Origin of the sequence: Amycolatopsis sp. WAC 04197 (genome assembly GCF_003947475.1) — a bacterium.
Taxonomy (GTDB): domain Bacteria; phylum Actinomycetota; class Actinomycetes; order Mycobacteriales; family Pseudonocardiaceae; genus Amycolatopsis; species Amycolatopsis japonica.
In genome coordinates, this window is the sequence record NZ_QHJK01000002.1 from 960200 (window position 1) to 972837 (window position 12638).

Sequence of the window (12638 nt, forward strand, 5' to 3'; positions counted from 1 at the left end):
CATCTTGGCCGAGACGTCGTCGGCGTCGCCATTCCCTCGAAGGAATTGAGACGATTCCCCACCGCGGAGATGCTTCCGGCATGAAATTCGGTCTGGTCGTCCCCAGTTATCGGTCCACCCTCGACGCCGGGCGCACCGCGCCGGAAATGGTCGCCGTCGCGGTCGAAGCCGAACGCCTCGGCTTCGATTCGGTCTGGGTCGGGGACACGCTCGCGAAGGCGCCCATCGATTCCTTGACGTTGCTCGCCGCGTTCGCCGCCAGAACCGAGCGGGTCACCCTCGGCACCGCCGCGCTGCTGCCGGCGTTGCGGGATCCGCTCCTTTCCGCGAACGCGATCCTCTCGCTCGACCTGCTCAGCCAGGGCCGCGTCACGCTCGGCGTCGGTGCCGGATTCGCGGGTCGCAGCGAACCCGAATTCGCCTTCACCCGGGTCCCGTGGGAACGCCGCCGCGCCCGGCTCGACGACATCGTCGCGTTGTGGCGGCACGTCTGGAGCGGGAAGAGCGGCCCGTTCCACGGCGACGTGCTGCACTACGACACCCTGCCGGAGTACCCGGAACCGCACCGTCCCGGTGGCCCGCCGGTGTGGCTGGCCGCCTTCACCCCGGGCGCGCTGAAGCGTGCGGGGCGGCTTTACGACGGCTGGTTGCCGTATCCGCCCGACGTCGCGGACTACACCGACGGTCTCGCGAAGATCCGCGAAACGGCCGTACGCCCCGTGACGCCGGCGCTGTTCGCGACAGTGCTCATCGAGGATGACCCGATCAGGGCACGCGAGCGGCTGGAGGACTACGCACAGCGGAACTACGGCGTCCCGCTGGACTTCGTCGAGAAGATCCAAATGCTGGTCGCGGGCAGCCCGGAGCAGGTCGCCGACCGGTTGCGCCAGTACCAGGACGCGGGTGCCGAACACCTGCTGATCCGCATCGCGACGCAGGAACCGGCCGAGTTCGACGAGCAGCTCCCGAAGGTCTTCGACGCCCTGCCCCGGTAATCGCGCGGCGGACTGTCGGTGCCCCCACGTAGGCTGGGACGGTGACAAACGCTCCATTGTCCGGACTCCTTCATTCCATCCTTCCCGATCCGGCCCTTCGCGGGGTCGTGGAGCGGGCCGGTGCCCCGGTGCTCGAACTCCAGGGCGCGATCGCCACCCGCCAGCTGGTCGCCGGTGCCCTCGCCGCGGACGAGGGCGCCGGCCGCCCCGTGCTCGCGGTGACCGCCACCGGCCGCGAGGCGGACGAATTGACCGCTTCCCTGAAGTCGTTCCTCGGCGAGGGCGCCGTCGTCGACTTCCCGTCCTGGGAGACGCTGCCGCACGAGCGGCTGTCCCCGCGGGCGGACACCGTCGGGCGGCGGCTGGAGGTGCTGCACCGGCTCAAGACCGGCTCGGACGGTCTGCGCGTCGTCGTCGCGACCGTCCGCAGCCTGATCCAGCCGATGGCGCCCGGGCTCGGTTCGCTCGCGCCGATCGACCTGGTCGTCGGCGAGGAGCAGAGTTTCGAAGGGCTGCTGGATCGGCTGGTCGAGCTCGCGTACACGCGGGTGGACATGGTCGAGAAGCGTGGCGAGTTCGCCGTGCGCGGCGGCATCCTCGACCTGTTCGGGCCGACGGCGCAGCATCCGGTGCGGGTCGAGTTCTGGGGCGACGAGGTCAGCGAGATCCGCGCGTTCGCGGTGTCCGACCAGCGGTCGCTGCCGGGGGAGATCCAGCACGTCAGCGCGCCGCCGTGCCGTGAGCTGCTGCTCACCGAGCCGGTCCGCGCGAAGGCCGCCGAGCTCGCGACGACGTACGAGGCGGACGCGCAGCTCACCGAGATGCTCACCAAACTCTCCGGCGGAATCCCCGTCGAGGGCATGGAAGCGCTCATCCCCGTGCTGTGCGAGGGCGAGCTGGACCTGCTGACCGACGCGATGCCGCAGGGCACGCACGTGCTGCTGGCCGATCCGGAGAAGATCCGCGCCCGCGCGGCCGACCTGGTCCGCACCGGGCAGGAGTTCCTCGAAGCGTCCTGGACCACGGCCGCCGCGGGCGGTCAGGCGCCGATCGACCTCGGCGCGTCCGCGTACCGGGACCTCGCGGAGATCGCGAAGCACGCTCAGGAGACGAAGCGCCCTTGGTGGACGCTGACGCAGCTGGCCAGCGACGATCCCGACGTCTACCGCGTCTCGATCGAGGCCGCGCCGAACTACCGCGGCGAGGTCGAGCGCGCGACGACCGATCTGCGCGCCCACACTGCGGCGGGCGGGACGGCCGTGCTCGTCGTCGCCGGGCACGGCACCGCGGCCCGCGCCGTCGAGCAGCTGTCGGCGGGAGATGTCCCCGCGTCGCTCGCCGAAGGCATCACCGGTCCGCTGACGCCGGGCGTCGTGACGGTGACGTGCGGCGGTCTGTCGGACGGTTTCGTCTCGCCGGAGCGCGCCCTCGTGGTGCTGTCCGAATCGGACCTCACCGGTCGCGGCTCGGGTGCCGGAACGTCCACAAAGGACTTCAGCACCAAGATGCCGTCGCGGCGCCGCAACGCCGTCGACCCGCTCGCCCTCAAGGCGGGCGACTACGTCGTGCACGATCAGCACGGCATCGGCCGGTTCGTCGAGATGGTGCAGCGCACCGTCGCCGGTGCGACCCGCGAGTACCTGCTGCTGGAGTACGCCTCCTCCAAACGCGGGCATCCGGGGGACCGGCTGTTCGTCCCGACCGACCAGCTCGACGAGGTCTCCCGCTATGTCGGCGGTGAGCTGCCCACGCTGAACAAACTCGGCGGATCGGACTGGAAGAACACCAAGGCCAAGGCGAAGAAGGCGGTCAAGGAGATCGCCGCCGAACTCGTGCAGCTCTACGCCGCGCGGCAGGCCGCGCCGGGGCACGCGTTCGCGCCGGACACCCCGTGGCAGGGCGAACTCGAGGACGCCTTCCCGTTCACCGAGACCAACGACCAGCTCGCCGCGATCGACGAGGTCAAGTCGGATATGGAACGCGGCGTCCCGATGGACCGCGTCATCTGCGGCGACGTGGGCTACGGCAAGACCGAGATCGCGGTGCGCGCGGCGTTCAAGGCGGTGCAGGACGGCAAGCAGGTCGCGGTGCTGGTGCCGACGACGCTGCTCGCGCAGCAGCATCTCAACACCTTCACCGAACGGATGAGTTCGTTCCCGGTGAAGATCAAGGGGCTCTCGCGCTTCACTTCGAAGCCGGAGTCGGACGCCATCCTCGAACAGCTCGCTTCGGGCGACGTCGACATCGTGATCGGCACGCACCGCCTGCTGCAGACCGGGATCCGGTACAAGGATCTCGGCCTGGTGATCGTCGACGAGGAGCAGCGGTTCGGCGTCGAGCACAAGGAGCACATCAAGGCGCTGCGGACGCACGTCGACGTGCTGACCATGTCGGCGACGCCGATCCCGCGGACGCTGGAGATGTCGCTCGCCGGCATCCGCGAGATGTCCACGATCCTGACCCCGCCCGAGGACAGGCACCCGATCCTGACCTACGTCGGCGCGTACGACGACAAACAGGTCGGCGCCGCGATCCGGCGCGAGTTGCTGCGTGACGGCCAGGTCTTCTACGTGCACAACAGGGTTTCCTCGATCGAGAAGGCCGCGAAGCGCATTCGCGAGCTGGTGCCGGAGGCGCGCGTCGTCACCGCGCACGGTCAGATGAACGAGGAGAAACTCGAGAAGATCATCCAGGGTTTCTGGGAGAACGAGTACGACGTGCTCGTCTGCACCACGATCGTCGAGACCGGGCTGGACATCTCGAACGCCAACACACTGCTGGTGGAACGAGGTGACCTGCTGGGGCTCGCGCAGCTGCACCAGTTGCGCGGCCGGGTCGGGCGTGGGCGCGAGCGCGGGTACGCGTACTTCCTGTACCCGCCGGAGGCGCCGCTCACCGAGACGGCGCACGACCGGCTCGCGACCATCGCGCAGAACACCGAGCTGGGCGCCGGTATGGCGGTCGCGATGAAGGACCTGGAGATCCGCGGCGCGGGCAACATCCTCGGCGCGGAGCAGTCCGGGCACATCGCGGGAGTCGGTTTCGATCTGTACGTGCGGCTCGTCGGCGAGGCGGTCGACGCGTTCCGGCGGCACGCGGGCGCGGAAACCTCCGAAGAGGAGGAGCTCGCCGAAGTCCGCGTCGATCTCCCGGTGGACGCGCACATCCCGCACGACTACGTGCCGGGCGAGCGGCTGCGGCTGGAGGCGTACCGCAAGATCGCGGCGGCTCCCGACCAGGCCGGGCTCGACGCCGTGCGCGAGGAACTGATCGACCGCTACGGTCAGCCGCCCGCCCCGGTGCGGAGGCTGCTCGCGGTCGCCGCGTTCCGGCACACCTGCCGCGCGGCGGGCGTCACCGAGGTCGCCGTCCAGGGCACGTCGATCCGGTTCGCGCCGCTGCCGCTGGCGGATTCGCAGATGGTGCGGCTGAAGCGCTTGTACCCCAAGGCTCTCTACAAGGCGGTGACGAACACGGTCTCCGTGCCGAAGCCGACGGAGGGCCCGGCGGGTGGTCGCATGGGCGCCCCGGCGCTGCGCGACGAGGAATTGCTGGACTGGTGCGCGAAGCTGCTGACGAATCTGATGAAGTCGCCGGCGCCCGTCGCGTGAGCCGAGCTCGAATCGCGACTTATGACCTGGTTCTCTCGCCGGGGCCGGTATGAGAGGGTAGGCCCTGTGATGCGGATCATGGGGCGCCGTCGCGCGCTGGTCGGGGTTCTTGCCGGTTCTCTCCTTCTCGCCGGGTGCAACGCCGGTCCCGGGCAGGTCGGTGCCGCGGTGATCATCGACGGCAAGACCGTCTCGGTGGATCGTGTGCAGCAGCTGATCGACAAGGCCGTCCGTGAGCACCCGTACGGGCAGCAGCTCGCCAGTGAGCACAAGCTCGACCTCGTCGGCCGCGAGATCGTCCGGCAGGAGATCCTGCACGACCTCACCGAGCGTGCCGCTCAGCGGGAAGGCGTCCGGGTCGACGAGTCCCTCGTCGTGAACGCGCTGCAGAACGACCCGCTGGCCAAGCCGATGGAGGCCAACCCGCAGAACGATCCCGCGCTGAGCGTCCAGCAGCTCGTGGCGCGGGTGCGGGACCACCGCGACGCACTGGTCGACGCGGCGCTGCAGACCCAGCTCGCGATGAAGTACCTGGACAAGCTCACCGTCACGTTCGATTTCAGCTCGGTCTCCTCGACCGACGCCACCGGTTCCGACGCGGACAAGCTGCGCGAGCAGGCGATCGAGAAGGCCAAGAAGTTCGCCGCGTCGCCGAACGCGGCCGCCGAGCTGATCGCGCAGGACCAGCAGACCGCCGACACGCAGGCGGGTACCGGCCAGAAGCTGCCGGCGATGCAGTCGCCCGCGACCGCGGCCACCGTCCTGTTCGGTCTCGAACCCAACACCGTCGCCGCCTTCCAGCCGACACCGCAGCAGCCGCTTTGGGTCGTCGTCGTGGTGCGCGAGCGGGCCGCCGACAAGCCCGTCGCGTCGGACCAGGCCGCGCAGCCGAGCGCTCAGCAGCTGGCCGGAGTGGGTATCCGGCTCCTCCAGCCGTACCTCGACCAGGTCGACCTCAAGGTGAACCCGCGCTACGGCGTGTGGGATGTTGTCGGCATGGACCTCGCGCCCAACGAAGCTTCGAAGAAGGGCATCGTGCTGCCTGTGCACGGTGCCGCGCCGCAAAACCCGTGACCGCTGCCGTCGTCGTGATCGCCCGCGGGGCGACACTGCCCGCCGCGGCACTCCCGATCCTGCGAAGCACCGCCGCCGTGTACGCGGCTTCCGATGTCGATCCCGACGTTTTCGGGGTGCCCGCGCTCGGTGACACGCAGGTGCGCGACCTCGTGCTCATCGCGGGTTCGCGCCGGGAGGCCAAGGCCGCGGCGTTGATCAGGGCGGGCGCGCGGGTGATCGAAGCGCCCGTTCCGCCGCTGGTCGAAGCCGCCGAGGTGATGGACCGCCTGCGTTCGCCGGGCGGATGTCCGTGGGACGCCGTCCAGACCCACGAGTCGCTGCGCCAGTACCTGGTCGAGGAGACCTACGAGCTGCTCGACGCGATCGAGGAGGGCGACAGGGTCGCCTTGCGCGAGGAGCTCGGCGACGTCCTGCTCCAGGTTCTCTTCCACGCGCGCGTCGCCGTCGAGGACGCGGCCGATCCGTTCGGGATCGACGAGGTCGCGTCCGACCTGGTCGCGAAACTCGTCGGACGTCATCCGCATGTCTTCGCCGACGCTCCTCGGGTCGAGACCGTCAGCGATCAGAACCTCAAATGGGAAGAACTGAAGCAGGCCGAGAAGAGCCGTCAGTCCATTGTGGACGGTGTCGCGCTCGGGCAGCCCGCCGTGGCGCTCGCCGGGAAGCTCGGCCAGCGCAGCGGCCGGGCCGGGATCCCGCTCGACCTGTTCCCCGACGGCACCGAGGCGGCGGCCCAGCTGTTCCGGGTGGCCGCGACCGCGCGCCGGGCGGGGATCGATCCCGAAGGTGAGCTCCGCGCCGTCGCGAAGCGGTTCGCGCGTGACATCCGGGATGCCGAACAGGCCGCCCGGGACGCCGGTCTGGAGCCGACGACGCTGGAGGCCGACGGCTGGCGCAAGTTCTGGCCGAGCTAGATCGTCAGCACGAGTTTGCCCCGGACGCGTCCGGACTCGCTCAGTTCGTGTGCCTTCGCCGCCTGTTCGAGCGGGAGGACCTCGGCGATCGAGACCCGTAGTGAACCGGCGTCGGCCAGAGTGGTGATTTCGGCCAGATCGGTTCCGGACGGGGAGACGTAGAACTCGTCGAAACGGACCCCGAGTTCCGCGGCTTTCCGCCGGACCTCCGTCCGGTCCGGGCCGTGCCCGACGATGTCGATCAGCGAACCGCCCGGTTCGAGAATGTCGAGCGACCGGGGACCGTAATCCCCGGAGATCGGGTCCAGCACGACGTCCACGACCTGCGATTTCGCAAAATCGTCGGCCGTGTGGTCGATGAGTTCGTCAGCGCCGAGGTCGCGCAGGAACGCGTGGTTCGCCGCCCTGGCGGTTCCGATGACGTACGCGCCGCGGGCCTTCGCGATCTGGACGGCGAGATGTCCGACCCCGCCCGCCGCGGCGTGGACGAGCACCCGGTGTCCCGGTCCGACCGGGAACACCCTGGTGAACGGCTGCCACGCGGTCAGCGCCGCGATGGGGAGCGCGGCAGCCTCGACGTGATTCAGACTTTTCGGTTTCGGTGCGAGCGCGTCTTCGCTGACCGCGACGTACTCGGCGTACGAGCCGTTCGGCGGGAACGTGACGCCGTAGACCTCGTCCCCGGGCTGGAACCGTGTCCCGGCCGAATCGACCACACCCGAGAAATCGAGGCCGACTGTCAGCGGCAGTTCGCCGATGACCAGCCCGTTCCGAATCTTCCAATCGGCCGGATTGACCCCGGCCGCGTAGACGCGCACCAAGACCTGGCCCGCGCCCGGAACGGGTTTTTCGGATTCGGTGAGTTCGAGGACGCCGGGTCCGCCGAAGGAGACTTGCTGGATCTTCCGCATGGAAACGAGCATTTCGCGGCCGGTACCTGTTGTGAAGTAGGCACTCCACTGATATCTAGGTACCTCATGGGTACCTTCGACGAGCGGCGGTTGTTCGAGGAATGGGTGGCCGTGCACGGCCGTGACTGCCCGTCCAGGACGGTCATCGAAGTGCTCGCGAACAAGTGGGCGCTGTACGTCCTCGGCGCGATCCGGCGCTACGAACGGCCGATGCGGTTCAGCGAACTTCGCCGCTTGCTCGACGGGATCACGCAGAAGATGCTGACCCAGACGCTCCGCTCGCTGGAGCGGGACGGGCTGATCCGGCGCGACGTCTATCCCACCGTTCCGCCGCGGGTGGAGTACGGGCTCACGCCGCTCGGCGTCGACGTCGGCAGGCTGACGAACGCCGTCGCCGAATGGGCCGTCGAAAACGTCGACCAGATCCTCGCTTCACGTTCCGCTTTCGACGAGAAGGCCGCCGAAGCCGTCCGGCCGCTGTGATGCGGAACACAATCGGGTGAGAACCGGTTCGGTGATCTCGGCGTCTTGCCGGATGTGAAGGGAACGGAACCGGACGAAGAGCAGCTCGTCCGCCGCACCGCCAAAGGCGACCGCGCGGCGTTCGAGGAGCTCTACCGCCGCACGTCGCCGTGGCTGGCCGTGCGCCTGCGCCGTCGCTGCGCCGACGAGCAGATCGTCGCCGAGGTGATGCAGGAGACCTACCTCGCGGTCTGGCGCGCGGCCGGTGCGTTCGCCGGTGCGGCCGTCGGCGGAAGTGCCGTCGGCTGGCTGTGGACGATCGCCGCGAGGCGGCTGGTCGACTCCTTCCGCCGCCGGGCGAAGTTCGCGCAGCCGCTGCCGGTCGCGGAAACGGCCGTCGCACCCGCGGCCGAGGACGAGGCACTGGCCGGTGCGGTCGGTGACCACGTAGGTGACGCGTTGCGACGGCTCGCTCCCGAACTCCGACAGGTCCTGCAGGCCATGGTGCTCGACGGGCTGACCGTCCGCGAGACCGCGGTGCTGCTCGGTGTGCCGGAAGGAACCGTCAAAACCCGCGCCAGGCGGGCTCGGATCGCGATGCGGGAGGCGCTGTCGTGAACAAGGAACACGTGTCCGAACAGCTCCTCGCCGGTTACGTCCTCGGCGACGACGGCTTGGCCGGTGACGAGGTCTGGGCGGTCGAAGCCCATCTCGAATCGTGCGCGGAATGCCGGGGACGGCTGTCCGCGATCAGTCTGCCGTCGGTGTCTGCGCTGGTGGACGACGTCTGGGCCGGGCTGGGGCCGAAACTCGCCGAAGCGGGGCCGAGCCCGATGCCGAGGCGGTGGGCCGGACGGCTGCACACCTGGGTGACGCCGGTGATGCTGCCGTGGCTGGCGATGATCCTCCTGATCCCGGCGATCGGTGTCCTGCTGGACGGGGTCGGGTTCACCGGGAGCAAGGGCTACTCGTTCGTCCAGCTGTTCTCGCCGGTCCTGCCGGTGCTCGGGGTGGCGGTGTCGTGGGCGAAGGGGCTCGACCCCGCGTACGAACTCGTCACTTCGACGCCGAGGGCCGGTCTCTACCTGCTGCTCCGCCGGACGACGGCGGTCCTCGCCGTCGTCTTGCCGATCCAGGCCCTTTCGAGCTGGCTCGGCGGCGGCGGATTCGGGCTCGGTCTCATGCCGAGCCTGGCCTTCACCACCGGGACGCTCGCTCTCGGCGGGCTGATCGGCGTGGTGCGGGCGGCCTATGTCCTCGCCGGGGTCTGGGTGGCGGTGATCTTGGCGCCCGCGGTGGCTTCACAAGGGCGTGCCACCGCGCTCGAACCCCGGCTGCTCCCGGTATGGGGCGCGATCTTCGCGGTGACCGCGGTCGTGGTGGTGCTCCGGCGGAGCGTCTTCGGCCTGCTCACCGGATCCGAACGTTGAACGAAGGGGAGAACATGATGCGTGCTGTCGGGGCCGCGGAGGTCGCGCCGACGACCTACGCGTGGCAGATCAAGGCGGAGGGGCTGAAGGTCCGGGTCGGCAAACGCAAGTTCGCCGTGAACGGGCTCGACCTGGACCTGGGCACGGGGGTGCACGGTCTGCTCGGCCCGAACGGGGCTGGGAAGACCACGCTGATCCGGGCACTGGCGACGGTGCTCCGGCCGGCGGAGGGAGGGCTGACGCTGCTCGGTGAATCCGTCGGGGGGTTCACCGATCAGCGCCGCCTGCGCCGCCGTATCGGCTATCTGCCGCAGAATTTCGGTTTTTACAAGCGATTCACCGTCCGCGAGTTCGTCGAGTACATCGCTTGGCTCAAGGAAATGTCCAAAGAGGACATTCCGGCGGCGGTGCAGCGGTCGATCGAACGCGTCGGCCTCGCCGATCGCGCCGACGACCGGATGAAGACACTGTCCGGCGGAATGGTGCGGCGGGTCGGGATCGCGCAGGCGATCGTCAACGATCCGGACATCCTCCTGCTGGACGAGCCGACCGCCGGACTCGATCCGGCGCAACGTGTGCGCTTCCGGGAGCTCATGCAGGAACTGGGCCGGGACGCCTGCGTCGTCGTCTCGACGCATCTCGTCGAGGACGTCGCGACGGCGTGCACCGACGTCGTCCTGTTCGAAAACGGGAAGCTCGTCTTCCAGGGCACTCCGGACGAACTGGCCGCGGCCGGGAGCGAGGAGCACGTCGGCGACAGCCCGATCGAGCGCGGCTACTCGGCGCTGCTGGGGCACGAGCCGGGGAAGGGGAACTGGTGAACACTCGCGTCCTGCGGACCGAAGCCCGCCGTTCCATCGCCCCTTGGGCCACGCTCGCGATCCTCGTCGTCGCGTTCGGCTTCCTCTATTCGTTCAGCGGTCCGTGGACGAAGCCGCCGCTCGCCTGGGACGAGCACTGGACGCACGCCGCGGAGTGGAGCCGGTTCCTACTGGTGTTCCTGTGGCCGATCGCGATCGGCGCCGGGGTCATCCAAGGCATGCGCGACAGCCGGTCCGGCACGGTCGAACTCATGACCACCATGCCGCGTCCCGGTTGGCAGCGGGCCGCGAAACTCGCCGGCGCGCTGGGCGGCCTCCTGGCGTTGGGCTTCCTGCTGATCTTCGCCGTCGGTGGTGTCCAGGCCGCCTTCAACGGCGGATTCTTCACCTTCGGCTGGCTGCCGATCGTCGTGGTCGGGGTGCTCGCGATGCTCGCGGGCGCCTGGTTCGGGCTCGGGATCGGCCGGTTGCTGCCGCATCCGCTGACCGCGCCCGCGGTGGCCGTCGCCGCCTTCGTGGTCGTGCTCCTGTTCCAGTTCGCCGGGGCGGAGGGCAGCGTGCTGGCCGGGATCGTGCCGTTCCGGGTCTCCTTGCTGTCTCCCGCGATGGACGTCGTCAGGGATCCGTTCAAGACCACAGCGGGCTGGATGGATCTCGGGCAGGGGGTCTGGCTCGCCGGACTGGCCGTGACCGGATTCCTCCTGCTGGCAGCCCGCACCAAGCGGGCGAAGTGGCTCGCCGTCGTCCCGGCGCTGGCGGCGGTCGTGATCGCCTTGCCCGTTCTTCCCGGCGACACGGCCGAAGCCGAGGTGTCCGACCCGGCCGCGACGGAGATGGTCTGCGACGGCCCGGTCTGCGTCCCCCGCATGCTCGAAGCCGAGCTGCCTCGCCTCGCCGGTCCGGGCAGGGAAGCGTTGCGGCTGTTGGGAACCTTGCCGGACGCGCCGGTGAAGGTCGCGGTACTGGACCGGCGGCTGGGCTACGACGAGGTGCCGCCGCGTGCCGCTGACACCGTCTACGTGGACCTGGTGGACTGGTCCATCCGTTCGGTCCTGAATTCGGACGACATGACGCGGACACTGGTCGCCGGCTCCGGGACGCCGACCTGCTACAGCCCGCGCGGTGTCAACAAGTCCTTTTTGGACGAACTCGCCGCGCGGTCCATCTCGGCGAGCTGGTTCCTCGGCGAATGGAAGGTGACCGGGGCTTCCTGGCTGAGCGACGACACGAAGAACGAGGTCGTGCGGAAGTGGGAGGTCTTCCGTGCCCTTCCGCCCGATGTGCAGCGGGAGCGGATCATCGCGCAGCGGCGGGCGGGCCTGACCTGCGAAGGTGACCAGCTCGGCATCCTGCTCGGCGGTGCGCGATGAGATGGGCGGTGTTGTACGCCCGCTCCCGCGCCGTGCCCGCGTCCTTCGCGGGACTGGCGGTGAGCATGGCCGTGATCTGGTTCCTCGCGCGGGACCATTGGACGGAGGTCCCGGTCTCCCTGGCGCTCCTGGTGGCGATCGCGGTCACCGCCATCGGCCTCAGCGGGCAGGACGCCGACCTCGACCGGACCGCCGCGATCCGCTGGGCGCCCCGCCGCGTCCTGCATCTCCTGCTGATCGGCGGCCTCGGCGCCGGTGCCGCGCTGCTGCCGCGGCTGTGGGAGACGGGGCGGGTCCCGGTGGAGATCATCGTGCGGAACGCGGGCGGGCTCCTCGGTCTCGCCGGGATCGCCGCGGTGCTGTTCGGCGGGGCCTTCGGGTGGACGTTGCCGCTGCTCGGCTTCGCGGTCGCGTTCGTGGTCTGGGCCACCACGTCGAGTACGGAGAGCGCGCACCTGGTGATCACCTGGCTCTTCCAGCCGGCCGGTGTCGCGGAGGCCACGTGGACGGCCGCGGTGCTGGCCGTGACGGGCCTCGGGAGCTACGCGGTCTTCGGCAACCGCCGCTGAAATGTCATGAAAGGGCCGTTCCTGACGTTTTTCGTCAGGAACGGCCCTTTCATGACATCCGCGGGGCTCAGACGTTCCGGTTGTGCGGAACGAGATCGAGCGGATCGTGGTCCGGGTCGTCGACACCGAGGCTGATGATCCGCGACGGGTGGATCCGGATCACCGCGCCGTCGAAATGCCCGTCGGCCGTGCGGGCGCCGGTGAGCGCCTCGGCCCGGCCGCGGATCTCGAGGCAGCGGATCCGAGGCGGGTCCTGTGAAGGCATGTCGTCCACCACGAACGCGGCCTGCCCGTTCGCGGCCACGTTCCGGAACTTCTTGCTCTTCGCCAGTTCGTAGCCGGTGATGTCGATCGTCTTGGTCTCGGTGTTGTAGGCGTAGCCGACGGGGCTGACCTGCAGCGTGCCGTCCGGCTGCGCCGTCGCGAGCCGTCCGAGACCTTGGGCGGCGAGGTAGTCGAGTTCCGCTTCACTGAACAT

The 12638-nt window shown here is 69.6% G+C and carries 12 protein-coding genes; 10 read left to right on the top strand and 2 right to left on the bottom strand.

The annotated features are described in order from the left end of the window. Positions 1-80 precede the first annotated feature (80 nt). The 4 genes from DMC64_RS11885 (at position 81) to DMC64_RS11900 (ending at position 6597) form a co-directional block, all read left to right on the top strand. The gene (locus tag DMC64_RS11885) at positions 81-995 is read left to right on the top strand and encodes an LLM class flavin-dependent oxidoreductase (protein ID WP_125733512.1); all 915 of its coding nucleotides are present in this window, start codon (positions 81-83) and stop codon (positions 993-995) included. A 56-nt stretch (positions 996-1051) separates the two neighbouring features. Further along, a complete protein-coding gene (gene mfd / locus DMC64_RS11890; RefSeq protein ID WP_037340682.1) occupies positions 1052-4606 on the top strand; it encodes a transcription-repair coupling factor in 3555 nt (1184 codons plus the stop codon). Between the two features lie 69 nt (positions 4607-4675). Further along, on the top strand, positions 4676-5680 hold the full coding sequence (locus DMC64_RS11895; protein ID WP_125733513.1) for a hypothetical protein: 1005 nt from the start codon (positions 4676-4678) through the stop codon (positions 5678-5680). Then, the gene (locus tag DMC64_RS11900) at positions 5677-6597 is read left to right on the top strand and encodes a MazG family protein (protein WP_125733514.1); all 921 of its coding nucleotides are present in this window, start codon (positions 5677-5679) and stop codon (positions 6595-6597) included. Before DMC64_RS11895 ends, DMC64_RS11900 begins: the two co-directional genes overlap by 4 nt. On the opposite strand, the gene DMC64_RS11905 is transcribed toward DMC64_RS11900, so the two are convergent. Continuing rightward, the gene (locus DMC64_RS11905; RefSeq protein WP_233629624.1) at positions 6594-7508 is read right to left on the bottom strand and encodes an NADP-dependent oxidoreductase; all 915 of its coding nucleotides are present in this window, start codon (positions 7506-7508) and stop codon (positions 6594-6596) included. The two genes, DMC64_RS11900 and DMC64_RS11905, sit on opposite strands and share 4 nt — an antisense overlap. Positions 7509-7574: 66 nt before the next feature. On the opposite strand from DMC64_RS11905, the gene DMC64_RS11910 reads away from it, so the two are divergent. The 6 genes from DMC64_RS11910 to DMC64_RS11935 are packed head-to-tail and all read left to right on the top strand — an operon-like array spanning position 7575 to position 12160. Next, complete coding sequence (locus tag DMC64_RS11910) at positions 7575-7991, top strand: helix-turn-helix domain-containing protein (RefSeq protein ID WP_037340693.1); 417 nt, start codon at positions 7575-7577, stop codon at positions 7989-7991. Positions 7992-8045: 54 nt separating this feature from the next. Next, positions 8046-8588 (top strand): RNA polymerase sigma factor, encoded by a 543-nt coding sequence (locus DMC64_RS11915; protein ID WP_125733704.1) that lies wholly within the window; start codon positions 8046-8048, stop codon positions 8586-8588. After that, complete coding sequence (locus tag DMC64_RS11920) at positions 8585-9400, top strand: zf-HC2 domain-containing protein (protein ID WP_125733516.1); 816 nt, start codon at positions 8585-8587, stop codon at positions 9398-9400. Before DMC64_RS11915 ends, DMC64_RS11920 begins: the two co-directional genes overlap by 4 nt. A 17-nt stretch (positions 9401-9417) precedes the next feature. Continuing rightward, positions 9418-10221: an ABC transporter ATP-binding protein gene (locus DMC64_RS11925; RefSeq protein ID WP_037342448.1), complete on the top strand. Its 804-nt coding sequence runs from the start codon at positions 9418-9420 to the stop codon at positions 10219-10221. Then, a complete protein-coding gene (locus DMC64_RS11930; RefSeq protein WP_125733517.1) occupies positions 10218-11591 on the top strand; it encodes a hypothetical protein in 1374 nt (457 codons plus the stop codon). Before DMC64_RS11925 ends, DMC64_RS11930 begins: the two co-directional genes overlap by 4 nt. Then, the gene (locus DMC64_RS11935) at positions 11588-12160 is read left to right on the top strand and encodes a hypothetical protein (protein WP_233629625.1); all 573 of its coding nucleotides are present in this window, start codon (positions 11588-11590) and stop codon (positions 12158-12160) included. Before DMC64_RS11930 ends, DMC64_RS11935 begins: the two co-directional genes overlap by 4 nt. A 67-nt stretch (positions 12161-12227) precedes the next feature. On the opposite strand, the gene DMC64_RS11940 is transcribed toward DMC64_RS11935, so the two are convergent. Continuing rightward, on the bottom strand, positions 12228-12638 hold the full coding sequence (locus DMC64_RS11940; RefSeq protein WP_037340705.1) for a PPOX class F420-dependent oxidoreductase: 411 nt from the start codon (positions 12636-12638) through the stop codon (positions 12228-12230).

Bases quoted from the DNA above. Each gene is read 5' to 3' on its own strand.
- DMC64_RS11885 (WP_125733512.1), top strand. From the start codon at position 81: ATGAAATTCGGTCTGGTCGTCCCCAGTTATCGGTCCACCCTCGACGCC.
- DMC64_RS11895 (WP_125733513.1), top strand. From the start codon at position 4,676: ATGCGGATCATGGGGCGCCGTCGCGCGCTGGTCGGGGTTCTTGCCGGT.
- DMC64_RS11905 (WP_233629624.1), bottom strand. From the start codon at position 7,508: ATGCGGAAGATCCAGCAAGTCTCCTTCGGCGGACCCGGCGTCCTCGAA.
- DMC64_RS11910 (WP_037340693.1), top strand. From the start codon at position 7,575: ATGGGTACCTTCGACGAGCGGCGGTTGTTCGAGGAATGGGTGGCCGTG.
- DMC64_RS11925 (WP_037342448.1), top strand. From the start codon at position 9,418: ATGCGTGCTGTCGGGGCCGCGGAGGTCGCGCCGACGACCTACGCGTGG.
- DMC64_RS11935 (WP_233629625.1), top strand. From the start codon at position 11,588: ATGAGATGGGCGGTGTTGTACGCCCGCTCCCGCGCCGTGCCCGCGTCC.
- DMC64_RS11940 (WP_037340705.1), bottom strand. From the start codon at position 12,638: ATGTTCAGTGAAGCGGAACTCGACTACCTCGCCGCCCAAGGTCTCGGA.